We start from the raw sequence: 17379 nt of genomic DNA on the forward strand, positions 1-17379 counted from the left end.
CTAAATACGTGTTAGAAAAAAGTGTTAATTTTTTCTGACCTATTCCGATAACAACTATTATAAGTAATTTCTGAATTCATGAGTCAAGATATAGAACAATACGCCAACATAATTGAGCAACTTAAGCCCATGATACATGAGCCTGAGTTTAATCAGGTACTTAATCAAGTGGCGTCTGCCATTCCCAAAGAAAAACGTTTCTTAATAAAAATGGAACTGATGCGGCTTTCTCGCCCTTGTACTCGCTTAATTAACCTTCAGGGCCTTGTTTCAGGAAAATGCAGACCCTATGAACACCAGAACAAAAAACATATATTAGATGATATTGCGATTGAAACCTTTGAGCGCCAAGTAAGAATTTTTGGTGAATATACAATGGGCGTATACGAGGCCGTTACCAATACCGAAAACAACTATCGGGTAATGCATAAAAAAGAGCAAGAACAGGCCAAATTAGAAAAAAATAAACTAGCCCCAGTAAAAGAAGATATTGAGCATTTTGAAGCCCCGCTACTAAAATTTGGTAACTTTGCCCAAAGGGGTGAAGAGAGAATGAACTTCTCTGTGAGCATAGAGATGTTTACAAGCCAGAACAAAGGCATTCAAGCCACCACTATTGATATATCTGTTCACGGTTTAAAAGTCAAAACCAGCAAAGAGCACCTTTTAAAAGAGGGTGAGCGCCTATCTATACAATTTAGAGGCTTAGAAAAAGAATACTCCCTAGATAAGCGCCAAGGCATTCCATACATAATCAAGAAAGTAGAGACAGCTCAAAATGATCAACGGCTGAGTTTAGTACGTCAACTTGATATCCCAACCCCAGCTTTTGATAAGTTTTTTGAACAGTTTATTCACGGCAATAAAAGGCGTTATAAGGTAAACCTAGATAACACCTTTACTGCAATTCAGAATAAAACATACGAACAATATTACATTCCAAATTTTGCTTCTATTCCTGTTTTTATTGATTATATAGATGGCAAATATGTCCCTAAATACGCACTGGCAAACGATTGTAATAGAGAAGAAATTCAGTATTGGGCCAATGAGATACAAGATCTTAAAATAGGCTATTTATTAACAGAGGAGCGTATCAAGCATGCTCTTTCTCTAAATAAGGGCCAACAAGAGCTGTTTATTTTTGTGTTTAATCACATCAATGATGGAAAAATCTATTTTTACTCAGCGACTCATCATGAGTTAGATGCCAAACCCGCCTTAAAAAATCTATTTTTAGGATTTGGATCACGCAAAGTAAGCTGGCGCGTATATAAATTACAGTTAAAAGACATGGATGCTAAGCAAAGTTATCGACCTTTATCGATATCTAATACCATCAATAGCAATGTCAAAAAACTTAACTCAAAGCCCTCACCTAGGCTAATGTCTAGGTTAAAAAACCTGTCTTACATCGCCGTATTAACCAATGTAACAGACGATATAAGCACCGAACATTATCAGAAGCACATAGTAAAACGAGAGCATCTAGCCAAACTAAAAGTATTTGGACACGCCAGAAACAAGCCGCCTGCGGTTGTGACGGTTTATCGCTTTAAATATTTTAATCAAAGGCGCGAAACGCGGTTTTTACTGCGTACCGCGGTAAAAGTAAAAATAGAAAACACAGTATTTGAGGGAAATACAGAAGACTTTTCAACTCAAGGATTACGGGTTGAGTTAAATGGCCCATTATCGACTTATGAAGACTTGCAAATTTCCTTAACCTTTCCTCAATTGCAAAAGGTCACAAGTAAATTCAAATTGTCAGATTTGCCATATGTCATCCGTAATGTATCTAAAGATAGATATGTATTACACCTACAAAATATTGTGACAGATGACAATAAAACCGCTCGACGTTTTTTTGAAGCGCTCATAAAGTCTAACCGCTCTAAATTGAAAGCTTTTAGAGACGAGGAAGAAGTCCCAGGTATTGGTGAAGCCTTAAGAAATATCTATACCGAAAACATAGTCAATACCGCGTTTTTCTTAAGAAAAGACAATAGCAAATACATAGCTGACGCCTGTGCAGCTTCGGTCCCTAACACTCGCGTATTTAACCTATTAACTTATAAAGCCGAACCCAAAAAGGTCAATTTATATTCAATTTTCAGAAATGCTAGGGCAAAACATGATTTCATTCCTGAAACCATGAGAACACGAAAGCCAAGCGAAAAACCTATTATGCGAGAGCTGTTTATTGCCTTTGATCCCAGTCAGGAATTAATAGGTGATGCAGTTGAAAGTATCTTCACTGAACAGTTTACAAGTACAGAACAACGCAGAGAGTTTATCGCCCAAGCCTTGCAAAAGGGCCAATTTATCGCGATAAAAATATTCCTAGGGCCAACAGGAAGGCCAGACTTTGAAACTATGCAAGCAGAGTTACAATATGTAGGTATTTATGCCCTACATAAGGCTAAAGCATTAGAGGAACAACTTTGGAGCGTTGCCGCCACGGGTGATTTAGTAGATGTTACTGATGAAGTATTAAGGCGTTTTGAGTTTTCTGAAAGCGTCATTTTAATTAACCAAAAAACGCCACCAAGCCACAAAATAAAGCAAGTGGGTATCGAGCAATTACTTAAAACATAGAAAGTAGGGTTATGAAAAAAAACGCTAACACAATAAATATAGGACTACTGCTATGTTTGGTTTTAACATCAGCCTGTGCAAGCCCTGATAAGAACTGGATATTAGTTGATGATTTCGAACAGGCTAAGAGCATATCCACTTGGCAAAAAATGGATACTGATAATCAAACTAAGCCCTTTGTTGACTCACCGCAAATAACCGAAATACGCGCAGAAGCCGCCGTTAACAATCACTATTTAATCAAAAAGCCAGCGGCTGAAGGTGTGATTGGAAATAGAAAAGCCATAACCATTAAAAAACTCCCCAAAGTGATAGGGGTTGGTGAAACCTATACCTTTTATACCCGTATTAAAGTGGAGTATTTTCCGAACAACCATTCGTTTGGTTTGAGTAATTTAACTTCCACAGAAATTGAAAAACAGCACTACAACAGTTTTGAGCCTATGATCCGGGTGACAGACAAGTTTGAGTCTAACGGTTATAAGAACGATGGAACCTTAATGGTGATGGGTGACAACAAGGCTTATCACAAGGTATCCCACCTAGCCTCTAAACAAGCAGCTAAACCACTAGAAACAGATCAATGGTACGAGCTTTGGTATGTGGTTAACAACACACTGCATGAGCAAGGTGGTCAAAGTTATGACTTGTATGTACGAGGTGGGGAGTTTATCAACCAAGAAAAAGCATTTGAATACGCAAAATTTAGAATGAAGCGTGAGCTACCACTACTTTATTTTATGACCATAAGTAACACTGGCTCTGTTAAAAAGCCCTATGGTAACGGCGGTCTAATATACGATGATATTTACATGGCCAAAGGCGAAGTGCTAAGTACACCCACACACTGATAGCAAATAACAAAAAATGGGAACTCACTAGATGAGTATTGAGTTCCCATTAATAGTTATTTCGCTGCAAGCACCCATAATAAAACATCTAACCCACCCCTACGGATGGCAATATCTGCTTTTTCACGAACCACAGGTTTTGCATGTAATCCCACACCTAAAGCTGCGGCATTCATCATGACTAAATCATTAGCGCCATCACCCATTGCAATGGTTTGCGACATAGCAACACCCCATTTTTGAGCAAGTGTGCGTAAGGTTTCTGCTTTTACCTCTGCATCAATAATACGCCCAGAAAGCTCCCCCGTTAACTTACCCTCGACTATATCTAAGCCATTTGCAACAGCGGCATCAAGCTCTAATCGACGTTTTAAATAATCTGCAAAATAGGTAAAACCTCCAGAAGCAATTGCCACTTTCCATTGCTGCTTTTTAAGTAAATTAACCAGATTTGCCACACCCGCCATTAATGGCAATGCATCTCGAACCTGCTGCAAAATAGCTTCATCAGCCCCTTTCAAACAAGCCACTCTAGTTCGCAAACTTTGAGCAAAGTCTAGCTCACCTTTCATTGCTCTGGCGGTAACCGCTGAAACCTCTTCACCGACCCCAGCTAAGCTTGCTATTTCATCGATACACTCGACTGCAATGACAGTACTGTCCATGTCCATTAATAACAAACCGGGTTCAGATAAGGTAGGCACTTGATCAAACCAGCACAATTCAATACTAAATTGATTAGCAACATGCTCAATTTTCTCTTTTAGGCCTTCAGTTTTCAGAAGGTGAACCTTGGCACAAATAGCAAACCCGGCCACCCCTTCTACCTTCACAACGTCAAAGGAAGTCGCCTTAAAATAATCTTGTAAAGCACTGCAAACTAACTGTAATTGTTGTAAAAACAAACCTTCACAGAAAATCAGTACCTTGTGGTACTCAGAGTTATCATCCAGCACCTCTGCCTCTTGCTCACAGCTAACCCCACCATGAAGAGCTTGTTCGCTGAACAAACTATCTTTTACTAGCGTAAAGGACTGCAAACCTTGGTCTTCTACTAACTCTTTTAGGAAGATGTGAGATAAAAAATTACTTTCAGAAACCTTAAGCTCAAACACAAATAACAACCTTATCTTTTGAATTAACAGCATGTTATCCAAAGGATTATGAGATTGCCATCAAAGGGTTATGCCTGTTTTTATTTATTTATATCCTTATAATCCAAATACCGATTTTTCAAAATCACTACAACCATGAAGATTGCCATCCAACCAATAGGCAAAATACACACACCCTATCAAGAAAAATTCGCGATCCCGCGTCAGCCAGGCTTAGTAAAAAGTGCAACTGGGGTGATTTACTTTGAAAAAGAGTTTAACGATCCTAATTATTTACGGGGCTTAGAAAGCTTTAGCCACCTATGGTTACTGTTTCATTTTCATCAAACGGCTGCACAGGGTTTTAAGCCCTTAGTTCGCCCTCCTCGCCTTGGTGGCAATCAAAAACAAGGAGTCTTTGCTACTCGAAGTACTTTTCGCCCCAATGGTATAGGTATGTCGGTGGTAGAATTTGCGTCTATAGATAATCACAATAAACAACTGAGTTTGACAGTAAAAGGCGTAGATCTACTGGATGGAACACCTATTCTCGATATTAAGCCTTACCTGCCTTATGCCGACAATCTATTTGATGCAAAAAGTAATATTGCACAAGTCGCTCCAAGTTTGATGGAAGTGGAGTTTTCTGCAGAGGTTCAAGGTCAAATATCCAAGCTAGAAAGCCATTATCAAAACTTAAAAACACTCATTCAAGAAGTACTAGCTCAAGACCCTAGACCCGCTTACCACAAAGCCACAGAGCCAGATAAAACATATGGAATGAGCCTTTTTGATTTGAACATTAACTGGCAGGTTGTAAACCAAAAGAACATAGTCGTTAGCGTTCAAAAAAAATAATTTATCGATAGCTAAAATTATGGCTTTAGCGGATGAGATCCTGCTGATAGAATGTCGGCCATTTTTCACTTCAACCCTTAGAGACATTAACCTTCATGCGCACAAGTAAATATTTATTATCGACGCAAAAAGAAACCCCAGCAGATGCAGAAGTTATTAGCCACCAGCTAATGCTACGTGCAGGTATGGTTAGAAAATTAGCATCAGGGCTGTATACATGGTTGCCGTCTGGATTGCGCGTTTTAAATAAAGTCGCCAATATAGTACGCGAAGAAATGAATAACGCCGGTTCAATTGAAGTATTGATGCCAGTAGTTCAACCTGCTGATTTGTGGCAAGAGTCTGGTCGCTGGGATGAGTATGGCCCAGAGTTACTTAGGGTAAAAGATAGGCATTCTAGAGATTTTGTTTTAGGTCCAACCCATGAAGAAGTAATTACTAGCCTAGTTAAAAACGAAGTGAGTAGTTACAAACAACTACCTTTAAATTTATATCAAGTACAAACCAAATTCCGTGACGAGGTTCGCCCAAGATTTGGCATCATGCGTGGCCGCGAATTTACAATGAAAGATGCTTACAGCTTTCATATGGATCAAGCGTGTTTAGAAGAAACCTACGAGTCCATGTTTCAAGCCTACTGTAAGGTTTTCGAAAAAATTGGTTTAGATTACCGCCCTGTTATTGCTGATAATGGCTCCATCGGAGGCAGCGCTTCCCATGAGTTTCATGTGTTAGCTGAATCAGGCGAAGACGACATAGTATTCAGTAACCAATCAGACTACGCAGCGAATATTGAAATGGCGAGCGCCCTTGCACCACAAGGTGAGCGCCCTGAAGGAACACAAAGCCTTGAAAAAGTTGCCACTGCTAATCAAAAAACCATCGAAGAAGTCTCACAATTTTTAAATATTGCGGCTGAGTGTTCAGTAAAAACACTAATAGCACTAGCAGAGCCTAATGAAGCAGGCGGGCAAGGTTTAGTTGCTTTAGTGCTAAGAGGCGATCATCAACTTAACGAAATTAAAGCTGAAAAACTAGAAGGTGTGTTTGCGCCATTAACTATGGCCAGCGAGCAACAAATTGAAGCCGCCTTAAGTTGTACAATTGGTTCTATCGGACCTGTGGGCTTAACTATCCCTGTTATTGTCGATAGAGATGCCGCACATTTAGCAGATTTCGTATGTGGAGCCAACGAAACTGGGTACCATTATACTGGAACAAACTGGTCACGAGATGTCGCTACATTTGATGTTGCTGATATCCGCAAGGCACAAGTGGGTGATATTTCTCCTGATGGAGAAGGAACCTTAGAAATCAAACGTGGCATAGAGGTTGGACATATTTTCCAACTTGGCGATAAATACTCACAAGCAATGGGCTGTGGTGTTTTAGATGAAAATGGTAAGCACAAAGTACTAAGTATGGGATGTTATGGTATTGGTGTATCTAGAATCGTAGCAGCGGCCATTGAACAGAATCATGATAAATACGGCATTATTTGGCCAGATGCCATCGCACCTTTCAAAATAGCGCTGATCCCAATGAATATGCATAAATCACATCGCATTCAAGAAACTGCTGAAGCCCTTTACACTCAGTTGTCAGAAGCGGGTATTGAAGTATTATTTGATGATAGAAAAGAACGCCCTGGCGTTATGTTTAATGACATGGAATTAATTGGTATTCCACATACTATCGTCATTGGTGAACGCAATCTAGATGAGCAAAAAGTTGAGTATAAAAACAGAAGAAGCGGTGAAAAGCAGCTTCTTGATCTCAACGATGTGGTTAATTTTATTAGCTCATTATAGCAAAGTACTTACCTTTACAGAGTCATATCCAAAAGCGCCCTAGGGCGCTTTTTTTACCACGCAAAAACACTAAATTTAGCAAAATAATCTTGCCCAACCCTATACTATAAATTTTAAGTTTATACTTAATAGCCCTTAAGTTTAATGGTAATGTTTAAGTTCATGGATGTATTAATTTTCAAAATGAGATAATAAATGCAAGTAACCTTTTATGGTGTACGCGGCTCCTGCCCTTCTCCAGGACCAGAATTTATCAAGTATGGTGGTAACACGGCATGTGTACACATCCTCTTGAATGATGGTACTGATATCATTTTAGACGCCGGCACGGGGATCAAAAAACTAGGTAATAAACTAGTTAAACAAAGTAACGACATACACCTACTGATTACCCATAATCATTGGGATCATATTCAAGGATTTCCATTTTTTGCGCCCATTTATCAACCTGATAGAAATATATTTATTACTCCAGGTCAAACCATTCATAATGAAAACAACGCCATTTTAGAGCAAATGAGTGGCAGCTATTTCCCAGTTGATTACAAGTCATTACGTTCCAATATCAAGATAGTCACACAAGATAAAGAGGTAAAGAGTTGGAAAATTGGATCTGCGACTATTAGCCGATTAACAATGAACCATCCTGGTGGCGGTAGCTCTTATTCTATTCAAGCGGATGGCAAAAAAGTCGCATACATTACCGATAACGAGCTCTACCCTCCTTACAAAAAGAATACTGACTTTTTAGACTGGGTGAGCTTTAGTCAAGATGCTGACTTAGTAATCCATGATGCTCAATATATGATGGCAGATATGCCCAAAAAAGCAGGCTGGGGACACTCTATTGCCGAAGAAGCAGTAAAACTAGCCATGGGATGTCGTGCTAAACGCATGGCTCTGTATAGCCATGACCATATCCGAACAGATGACGAAATAGCTGAAATTGAAAGTCACTGCCAAGATGTCATAGAATTAGGTGGCGCTGACTTACAGCTGTTTGCTGCAGCAGAAGGTATCAGCCTCACATTGTAGGGAAAAATAGTATTGTCAGATCGTAATCAATACGCTTTATTGCTATCAGGTGGTGGTGCTAGAGCGGCTTATCAGTTGGGTGTTTTAAAGGCTATTGGAACGTTTTTACCTCGCAATCAAGGTCTACCTTTTCCGATTGTGTGTGGTAACTCAGCAGGAGCAATAAATGCAACTGGGTTAGCCTGTTATGCCTCTTGTTATCATTTAGGTTTGCGAAAACTAGAATGGGTTTGGAAAAGCTTCAATACACGTCAAGTCTACGACAGTGGCATTCGAGATGTGTTTAAACACCTATCGGTTAACTTTTTAAGTAGTTTTCAAACAGAGCAAAGTCAGAAAAACCCTTCGAGTCTCTTAAACAACCAACCCCTTAGACGCTTAATTCGCGAACGTTTAGATTTCCACCGTATTGATCGCAATATTTCAAGAGGTTTTCTTCGAGCCATTAACGTAAATGCCTCCAGTTATTCAAGTCACGATTCCATTAGCTTTTATCAAGGCCAAAATGATATCAAGCCGTGGTTCAGAGAAAAAAGGCGTGGTGTTCCTTGTACATTAAACTCAGAACATTTAATGGCCTCTTCCGCTATTCCTTTGTTGTTTCCACCGGTCAAAATGATGGGTGAGTATATGGGTGATGGTTCGGTTCATCAGTTATCACCACTAAGTCCAGCTATTCATTTAGGCGCAGAAAAAATACTGATAATTGGTGTAGAGCAACCAGAAAAACGCTCCCGATTTACAGACATGAGCAGATACCCAAGTAGTATTGCCATTGCTGGCCACTTACTCGATACCATTTTTGCAGATACCCTAAATGCTGACCTAGAGCGGTTAACGAGAATTAATCAAACCATAGCTCACATGACCTACAAACAACAGCAACAAACCCAATTGAAAACCATTGACTGCATGGTAGTGAATCCGTCCATTAACTTTAATGAAATGGCCGCAAAGCACTTTCATAAAATGCCTTCGGGGATCAAAATACTTCTTCGCATGTTAGGACTTCATGATAAGTCAGATACAAGCTTATTAAGTTATTTATTGTTTGAAAAAGAGTTCTGCCGTGAGCTTATAAACCTTGGCATGAAAGATGGATTAGCTAGGCAAGAAGAGTTGAGAAGCTTTTTATCTATTTAAATCAAGTTTACCCTGATATTTAAATAGATTTAATCAAAGCTCTTAAACCATATAATAGCGGTTTTAACTTCAGCATAAGTGCCAAATTTTTCACCTAAAACCGCTAAGTATGTTTTTAATTACTAATTATCAAAGTGATTGGAGACTAGCTATCTCCACGAATTTTCAATTGTAGACCTTTTAAAAAGTTCCGTAAGATTTGATCATTACAGGTACGGTATTGCCGATTCTCAGGCTTTCTGAATAACGCACTTAACTCATGCTTACTTATTTTAAAGCCACTTAAATCCATTGCTTCTAGTACCGCTTCAGCTTGCATATTTAATGCTATTTTTAACTTCATAAAAATAATATTGTTATTAAGCCTGCGCTCTACAGGCGCTTCAACTCCTTCTCGCTTTCCTCGGTTTGTATTAATTAAACCATTTAAAAACAAAGAAAATTGAATGTCGGTAATCTCAACAAATGCTGGGTCGTCTTCTTTACGTAACCAGTTATGTAATTGTGACACAGTGGCGGGATAATCAGCTTGAGCAAAAATATCGATCATCTTTGCATCATTAAAATCGAAAATATAACGCACGCGGCGTAATACATCATTGTTAATCATAGTATTCCTAAGTAATAGTTGGTGCAGCCAACCTAAAATATATAACTAGTTTAAAGGTTTTCCCTGCTAATGGCTTATTTTATTAACAGCTTTAGCTTGGTTTTTTAAAATCAGCACAAGGGGGAACGAATCAGACCTGCTAGGTAACAGCGGTGATCATTATAGATTTGATTATTTAAAGCGAACAAAGGGCCGTGTTTCAGCCCTAAATTTTGGCACACAAGATAATACTTAGCGCGTATTTACTGGGTTTACCACAAACCAACTAAATCAAAAATACTCAAAGTAATTCAATTAAAAACAAAAGCTAGTTTGCGCCCCTGCAACCGCTAATTTTTTATCTCGTTGCTGTTTTGCAATAACTCTGAGTTTAGCCATGCGAGACAGCAGATTACTTTGCCCTGTTTCTAGATCTTCAATTAAATGAGCCTGTGTACATAAGTCTAAAATGTCATAGCCATCAGCGTGTAACACAGGGCGACTGGCTGATGTATTAAGATGTGAACTTTTATTCATATATCCCCCAACAAACAACTGTTTATACATACAGTATAATATAGGTTATTTATTGTGCAATATAAAATTACAGTTTTAGCTTCTTTAATCTTATAAAATTCAGCTAAAGGTCTACTTAATCAAGCTCCTTCAAGTAAAAAACGCTCTGCTCTTTCTACTCTTCTAGGTTTTCCAGTTATCACTAATACATCGCCCTCAAGTAGCTCAATATTGCCGTCTGGCGCTGATAGCTCTTTATTATCTCGCCTTAAACCTTTAATACTTACTCGCATTCGCCGAGTATCAAAAAAATGTAATGGCTTACCCACCATAAATGCATCTGCGGTTAAAATGACCGCGTGCATAAATTCCAATTTGTCCTGTTTACCGTAATCCATTTCAGTGGTTTCACCAGGGAAAAAGCCATGCATGTTGCCATAATGTCCCTTACGCTCCTTGCGAACTCGCTTTAAAATACGCGACATGGGCACCCCTGACATCTGCAACACTTGAGTGACCAACATTAAACTGCCTTCTAGTATTTCAGGAACAACTTGCGTTGCTCCTGCGTTTAGTAACTCTCCCATTCGATAGTCTTTACGGGTTCTCACTACAACAGGAAGGTCTGGATAAAGGCTAGATATTAATTGGATCACAGCCATGGCTTTTTCGTGTTGGTCAAAGGTAATCAAAATTAACTTAGCTCTTTGTATACCCACCGCACGTAAAATATCTTTTTGCTTTACATCACCAAAGTAGACTGGCTCTCCAGCACTTTGACTTTCTTGCACCCGCGTAGGGTCGGCATCGACTACCAGATAAGGAATGGCCTCAATTTTTAATAATCTACTAACAGACTGCCCTACTCGCCCAAATCCAAAAATAAGCACATGATCCGTTAGCACTTGATCCCCTGCAGAAAGTTGCTCGACACTTTTGTGGTCTGGTAGAGGTTCAGGGCTTAGTTTTTTCGCCAATGATGGGCTTTTATCAACCAGCCAAGGGGTAATAGCCATACTCATGACCCCTATCGTTAGTAATAGAGAGCCTTGTTCCGAGCTAAGAATATTATGATCAACTGCAAGTGCAGCAATGACAAAACTAAACTCACCCATTTGGCATAGCTTAATTCCTGCGGCCCAAGCATCCTGACTCTTTAATTTAAATACCCAGGCTGATATTCGAATCAGCAAGACTTTCAAGACGATAATGCAAATTAAACCAAGTAGCGCCCAATGAAACTGCCCAGGTAGGTTGTGTAACTCCAAACGCATACCTATGGTGATAAAAAACAGCCCCATTAAAATATCTCGAAAAGGCCTGATATCTGCTTCTAGTTGATGTTTATATTGGCTCTCTCCTAACATCATGCCAGCCAAAAATGCGCCAAGCGCCATAGATAAACCAAACGAAAAAGCCAAGCCAGCAGCCATAAGCGCAACCATAATTGTCGTCAGTACAAATAGCTCATCGGTGCGAGTTCGAGCTACCTCACTAAAAACTTTTGGCAGTATCCACTTTCCAACTGACAACAATATCACTACCACTAACACCCCTTTTAGAAAGGCCATAGAAATAGCAATACTCAAACTCTGCTCAGAATCGGCAGCAAGTAATGGTACGAGTATAAGTAGTGGCACCACAGCTAAATCTTGTAATAACAAAATACTCACGGCTATTTGGGCTCTAGAGGTATTTAAAATGCCTAAGTCGCTGGTCTGCTTAATTACGATAGCGGTGGAGGAAAGTGCCACCAATCCACCTATGACCAAAGAGGCTTTGATATCAAAACCGATGAAAAAAGCGATAATCATAAAGGCGCAAGTAGTCAGTAACATTTGCCCTAGCCCCACCCCAAATACCAAATGACGCATAGCCAACATTTTTGGTAGTGAAAACTCCAACCCTAAAGAAAAAAGTAAAAATACAATACCCAACTCAGCAAAGTGCTGCATATCTTCTGGGTGTTCAAACAAAGACAATAAGTCTGGGCCCGCTAAAATACCGCAAAATAGGTAAGCTAATATGGGAGGAAGGTTAATCCGTTTAAATAGCCACACAGCCACTACAGCGACAGCCATCAGAATTAAAATATTGCCGAAGTTTCCATTCATTACGACGAACGTCCTATCTAGAGATGATTAAAAAGCAATCAGAAAACATAAATTTAGTAATGGGCATAGTACTTGCTATTGGTCCTACAATTAGCAAAGCAATTCGTCAAAATTATGGCAGGAGAATACGTTGGAGCAGTTTAATCAAGTCTATGATTCTAGTATTAAAGACTCTTTCTTTAACCTTGATCCGTCAAGTCAAGAGTCAAGATATAAACTCGATCATAATCAGCTCAATCAATTTATACAAACGTTACTCACTACCATAGATCTATCAAATTTAAGTGAGCTGTATTTTCAACAGCTGTGTTCAACATTACAATTGTCAGCGTTAAAAATCCAGTTTGAAGACGAGCAAATACTGTTAGGTAAAAGCGTACAAAAGCCTTATATAAAGTCACTTAACTGTGTTCACTTAGGTTCAAATGTCGCCACTATGCATTATACCTTTAGGCATCCAGTATCCATACGGGTGTGGCAAATTTTGCAGCAAATGCATATGAATTTTTGCTATCCATTTAAGAATGCTCTCGAGCACCACAAAATCAAACAGTTTGCCATGAAGGACTTCCTAACCTCGCTAGGAAATAGAGCAAATTACAATGAAACCATTGCTAAATTAGCAAACCTTGCAGATAGGCGTCATAGCTCCTTTGGTCTGCTCATGTTAGACATGGACAACTTTAAACAAGTTAATGATAACCACGGTCACCATGAAGGAGACAGGGTTTTAGTGGCTTGCGCTAAGTCTATTTCTGCTTGCTTGAGAGAATCAGATTTTGCCTTTAGATTTGGCGGTGACGAGTTTTGTTGCTTATTGCCAGATGCTGACGACAAGGTGAATAGCTTAATAGCTGAACGTGTACGGATGGCTATTACAAATGATCCTCTACTCGCTAAGCACAATATATCTAGCAGTATAGGAACAGCCACTTATCATAAGGGTGACTCACAAATTGGGATTTTTTCTCGAGCCGATGATGCCCTATACAAAGCTAAACAAGCCGGAAAGAACTGCGTCGTTGCGGCAACGGCTTGCCATAATATCTAAATAAAACGCCATGCTAATTAGCATGGCGTTTTATCGTTCAAGCGACTGCTATCTAAATAACACCTTTTCTTTGTTAAACCAGTACACGCAAAAAGCGAACAAGGCCCCTGCAATCACTGCGGTAGACCCAAAAATAGCAAACAGTTGGTAATAATCCATCGTACCTTTTACCAGTTCTTTCATGGCTAAAGACACATTGGTTATAGGCACCCAAGCCCAACCACCTTTTAGCTCTACTCCTGGCAAAATAGATAGCATGATAGGCACAATAACAAATATCATCATTGGCCCCATGTAACTCTGGGCTTCTTTAAAGCTCTTGGCATAAATAGATATGCTGAGTAAAACTGCCGCAAATATTGCGACAACAGGTACTAGCATTAAGAATATCAACACAAAATCTAATATCCCGATTTGTGCCATAAAGTCAGTCACTATTTGAATCGCCATACCTTGGCTAAGTACTAATCCCCAAATTGCCATGCTGGCAACTGTAATCAAAGCGGTCATAGTACCTGCAAAGCTAATTGTTAAAAACTTGCCTAAAACTATCTTGTTTCTATCAATGGGCGATATTAGTAGAGTTTCTAATGTGCCTCGTTCCTTTTCACCGGCACCTATATCTGTTGCTGGGAACATGGCTCCCTGTAAACATAAGATAAACAAAAGATAAGGCAACATACCGCCTATCTTCTCACCCCAATTTTCACGGGTATCAGCTGTGTTTACCTTTTCTAATTCAATTGGCTTAATTAACGCTGCTTGTTGTTGCTCATTTAACCCTAAGGTAGAAAAAGCCCTTTGCTGAAACAGTTGCGATTGACTTTCTACTATTTCATTTACTCTTCGGTAAACAAGATTTAAACCAGCATCATTAAAATATAATTTTATATTGGCTTGGCCATTATCTAGTACATTATTAGAGTAGTTTTCTGGGATCACTAAAACAAAATCTACGGTTTCATTGCGGATAATGGCTTTGTAATCATCTGTTGCCGTTATATCTACCCAGTTAAATTTATCGGGTTGTTGTAACTCTGCCACTATATCAGGCGCATACTCAGCCCCAACAATGCCATAGTTAAGGATTTTTGTTTCAGCTTTATCTATTGCTTGCTTACCTACAAACCCAGCAATACCAAAAATAACAGGGAAAATAAGTAAAGGTAACGCGATCATAAAAAACAAGGTTTTGCGATCTCTGAGTAACTCTTTCAGCTCTTTAAAAAAAACTAACCACATAAATGTTTCTCCTTACTCGCTAACACTAGTTTGAATGGCGGCCATAAAAGACTGATGTAACGAACCATCAGCTAACGCTTTAAAGGTATTGATATCACCATCAAACATGGTTTTTCCTTGGTCTATCACAGTGACTTTTTCACACAACTCTTCTACTTCATCCAAATGATGAGTCGAAAATATCACTGGAGTCCCTTGTGATTTAAGCCTTCTGATAAAATTCAATACGGTTTGAGTCGCCATAATATCTAGGCCAGTGGTAGGCTCATCTAAAATGACTAATTCGGGTGAATGCACAACCGCTCTGGCAATCGCGACTTTTTGCTTCATCCCTGTAGAAAAATTTTCTGAACGCCTATCTAAAAAGCTATGCATGTCGAGTAAATCAGCTAATTCTTGAATACGTTCAAGGATTAAAGCTTCAGGCATTCCGTGCAGCTGTCCAAAATAATGAATATTCTCACGGCCAGTTAAACGACCATAAAGGCCGGTAGTACCTGATAAAAAGCCTATTTTTTTACGGGCTATTACCGGATGGGTCAACACATTTTGTCCATCAATTTCTACACTACCTCCGTCTGGCTTTAGAGCCGTCGACAGCATACGCAGAGTTGTGGTTTTTCCAGCACCATTGGGACCGAGCAAACCTAAAACTTCTCCCTTTTGGCAACGAAAAGAAACATCTTGTACTGAATGAAAGAAACGCCCTTTTAATCTAGGATCTTTCTTTTCTTGTTCACTTAATTTTTTAGGGTTTTCAACAGCAAACTTTTTTGCTAACTGCTTGATTTCTATCATTCCATATTCCTGATTAAAAACTGACAATGTCTATAGTCACTTAATTCAAAGAATTATTACATGCGTACAGCAAAAAAATTATGTAACAATAAGGCTTAGTTAAAACGGCGGTTTAACATACTAAAATAAAAGCACTATTCAAGGGAGCGACATGCAACTAGTTAATAATCCATTTCAGGCGATGAAAGATGTTTTTATCAAGCCTAATCAAGTATTTGCTACAATCGAACAGACTCATAATTGGTCTTGGGTGCCCTTTATCCTAATCTCAGTGATAACGGCTTTGCCCATCTATTTGTACTTTAATTTTATTGATTTTGATTGGTATAGAGATCTTATTATTCAGTCAACAGCAGGTGATTTAAGTCCAATAGAGCAAGAAAATATGGCTAAAGCCATGCATCAGCCACAGCTCTTATGGGCAAGTGTCATCGGGGCTGTAATTGCCAATATTGTCGCCAATGCAGTGTTGGCACTGTATCTAAACATTGCAACCAAGTCTGATGAAGAATGCGTACAAGGATATACAGACTGGTATGGTTTTACTTGGTGGGCAAGTATTCCTTCTATTTTCACCAGTGTTTTAGCGCTCATTATTTTAGGCTTTTCGCAGGATCCGCAATTATCCCCCATAAGTTTAGGCCCCACGTCATTGGCTTTTATTTTTGGTGTCGAAATGAACTCTGCTTGGTTTTCTCTGGCTCAGTCAGTGCGTTTAGAGTCTATTTGGGTAATGTATTTAATAGCCGTAGGGTTAAGTCAATGGACACAACTAGCTCTCAAAAAGACCTACATAATAGCCACTGCCCCATACTTATTAATTTGGGGCATATGGGCGTTACTTATTTTAATCTGATTTACGTAAAGGCTTAGGTCGAAAATAATCTTTATTTTGATAAAAACTAGGCGAATTATTGGCATTCCAAACATTTGGAATGCCTAACAAAGGCAGTGGTGACAAAGGCTTTTGCTTAGAAAACCAATCTTGGCTTTCAATCATGGTGGCGAGCTTGCTATCTAGCAGTGCTAGCTGTTGTGTATAGCTAGCCTCCTCAAACTGCGCATCTACTTCTACGGCTAGCCATTTGCCCGTTAGCCCAATAAAAGGGCATAACAACATTTCTAAATTGGCATGGCCAAACATAAAGCTATTCAGCTCCTTACCCCATTTATGTCTGTTTTCTACAAAAACTTGCTGCCATTGGTGCTCTCGCAAAGCATCCACTAAAGATGAGTTTTCTGCAGTATTGGTATAAGTGATGATGACACCGCACTCATCAAAGTGCGTGAGCTTGTTACGTCTTTGGGTACGAGGAGATAAACCGAACCCATTAATATCGTCAATATGTTGTTTATTAAGGAGCCCCTTAGTTTTAGGAAACTGTATCCACACTAACCCGTTAAATAAATCGTGCCATCCGTTTGGCCTAGTTGGGATAATGTTTTGCTCGTAAATAATTTGCTCATAATATTTATCTGTTTGCGCTAGCCTAGATTGGCACACAAACTCAGGCACAGTAGAGTGAACACCTCTTATATTTTGATTCAGAGAATTAAGGCCTTTGGCATTAGGCCAATCACTAAATTGAGATAAGCAAAAGTGATCCTCAAGTTGTTGCAGTGGCAACATAGGTAATTGTTTTTCAAATTCTTTTAACCAAAACATAAAGTAGCTGACC

15 protein-coding genes are annotated in these 17379 nt (G+C 39.2%); 8 read left to right on the plus strand and 7 right to left on the minus strand.

Translation table 11 applies throughout. From position 1 onward, the window contains the following. Window positions 1-78: 78 nt before the first annotated feature. Both ACMUMK_RS11150 and ACMUMK_RS11155 read left to right on the plus strand, forming a co-directional pair. Complete coding sequence (locus ACMUMK_RS11150; protein ID WP_414701185.1) at window positions 79-2598, plus strand: PilZ domain-containing protein; 2520 nt, start codon at window positions 79-81, stop codon at window positions 2596-2598. Window positions 2599-2609: 11 nt separating this feature from the next. Continuing rightward, window positions 2610-3449 carry a hypothetical protein gene (locus tag ACMUMK_RS11155; RefSeq protein ID WP_414701186.1) on the plus strand — a complete coding sequence of 280 codons (840 nt, stop codon included), beginning with the start codon at window positions 2610-2612 and terminating at the stop codon, window positions 3447-3449. A 56-nt stretch (window positions 3450-3505) separates the two neighbouring features. On the opposite strand, the gene serB is transcribed toward ACMUMK_RS11155, so the two are convergent. Beyond that, window positions 3506-4564 carry a phosphoserine phosphatase SerB gene (serB, locus tag ACMUMK_RS11160; RefSeq protein WP_414701187.1) on the minus strand — a complete coding sequence of 353 codons (1059 nt, stop codon included), beginning with the start codon at window positions 4562-4564 and terminating at the stop codon, window positions 3506-3508. Between the two features lie 135 nt (window positions 4565-4699). On the opposite strand from serB, the gene tsaA reads away from it, so the two are divergent. The 4 genes from tsaA to ACMUMK_RS11180 all read left to right on the plus strand — a co-directional run bounded on the left by tsaA (window position 4700) and on the right by ACMUMK_RS11180 (window position 9390). Further along, on the plus strand, window positions 4700-5401 hold the full coding sequence (tsaA, locus tag ACMUMK_RS11165) for a tRNA (N6-threonylcarbamoyladenosine(37)-N6)-methyltransferase TrmO (RefSeq protein ID WP_414701188.1): 702 nt from the start codon (window positions 4700-4702) through the stop codon (window positions 5399-5401). A 95-nt stretch (window positions 5402-5496) separates the two neighbouring features. Further along, window positions 5497-7212, plus strand: a complete 1716-nt coding sequence (locus tag ACMUMK_RS11170; protein WP_414701189.1) for a proline--tRNA ligase — start codon at window positions 5497-5499, stop codon at window positions 7210-7212. 195 nt (window positions 7213-7407) lie between these two features. Beyond that, window positions 7408-8247, plus strand: coding sequence for an MBL fold metallo-hydrolase (locus ACMUMK_RS11175; protein ID WP_414701190.1), 840 nt, complete (start codon window positions 7408-7410; stop codon window positions 8245-8247). A gap of 12 nt (window positions 8248-8259) precedes the next feature. Further along, complete coding sequence (locus ACMUMK_RS11180; RefSeq protein WP_414701191.1) at window positions 8260-9390, plus strand: patatin-like phospholipase family protein; 1131 nt, start codon at window positions 8260-8262, stop codon at window positions 9388-9390. A gap of 145 nt (window positions 9391-9535) precedes the next feature. On the opposite strand, the gene ACMUMK_RS11185 is transcribed toward ACMUMK_RS11180, so the two are convergent. From ACMUMK_RS11185 to ACMUMK_RS11195, 3 genes are all read right to left on the minus strand, one after another. Continuing rightward, the gene (locus ACMUMK_RS11185; protein WP_414701192.1) at window positions 9536-10000 is read right to left on the minus strand and encodes a DUF1456 family protein; all 465 of its coding nucleotides are present in this window, start codon (window positions 9998-10000) and stop codon (window positions 9536-9538) included. 294 nt (window positions 10001-10294) lie between these two features. Further along, window positions 10295-10516, minus strand: a complete 222-nt coding sequence (locus tag ACMUMK_RS11190; protein WP_414701193.1) for a hypothetical protein — start codon at window positions 10514-10516, stop codon at window positions 10295-10297. A gap of 119 nt (window positions 10517-10635) precedes the next feature. Continuing rightward, window positions 10636-12609: a cation:proton antiporter gene (locus tag ACMUMK_RS11195; RefSeq protein WP_414701194.1), complete on the minus strand. Its 1974-nt coding sequence runs from the start codon at window positions 12607-12609 to the stop codon at window positions 10636-10638. Window positions 12610-12739: 130 nt separating this feature from the next. Between ACMUMK_RS11195 and ACMUMK_RS11200 the strand changes: the two genes are divergently transcribed. Further along, window positions 12740-13660 (plus strand): GGDEF domain-containing protein, encoded by a 921-nt coding sequence (locus ACMUMK_RS11200; protein WP_414701195.1) that lies wholly within the window; start codon window positions 12740-12742, stop codon window positions 13658-13660. 48 nt (window positions 13661-13708) lie between these two features. On the opposite strand, the gene ACMUMK_RS11205 is transcribed toward ACMUMK_RS11200, so the two are convergent. Then, window positions 13709-14902 carry an ABC transporter permease gene (locus tag ACMUMK_RS11205; RefSeq protein ID WP_414701196.1) on the minus strand — a complete coding sequence of 398 codons (1194 nt, stop codon included), beginning with the start codon at window positions 14900-14902 and terminating at the stop codon, window positions 13709-13711. Between the two features lie 12 nt (window positions 14903-14914). Continuing rightward, window positions 14915-15700, minus strand: coding sequence for an ABC transporter ATP-binding protein (locus ACMUMK_RS11210; RefSeq protein WP_414701197.1), 786 nt, complete (start codon window positions 15698-15700; stop codon window positions 14915-14917). Window positions 15701-15851: 151 nt separating this feature from the next. Between ACMUMK_RS11210 and ACMUMK_RS11215 the strand changes: the two genes are divergently transcribed. Beyond that, window positions 15852-16556: a YIP1 family protein gene (locus tag ACMUMK_RS11215; protein ID WP_414701198.1), complete on the plus strand. Its 705-nt coding sequence runs from the start codon at window positions 15852-15854 to the stop codon at window positions 16554-16556. Here the strand turns inward: ACMUMK_RS11215 and ACMUMK_RS11220 are convergent. Continuing rightward, a complete protein-coding gene (locus tag ACMUMK_RS11220) occupies window positions 16548-17366 on the minus strand; it encodes a DUF3025 domain-containing protein (RefSeq protein ID WP_414701199.1) in 819 nt (272 codons plus the stop codon). The two genes, ACMUMK_RS11215 and ACMUMK_RS11220, sit on opposite strands and share 9 nt — an antisense overlap. Window positions 17367-17379: the final 13 nt, after the last annotated feature.

This window comes from Paraglaciecola sp. 2405UD69-4, assembly GCF_047525415.1.
Taxonomy (GTDB): Bacteria; Pseudomonadota; Gammaproteobacteria; order Enterobacterales; family Alteromonadaceae; genus Paraglaciecola.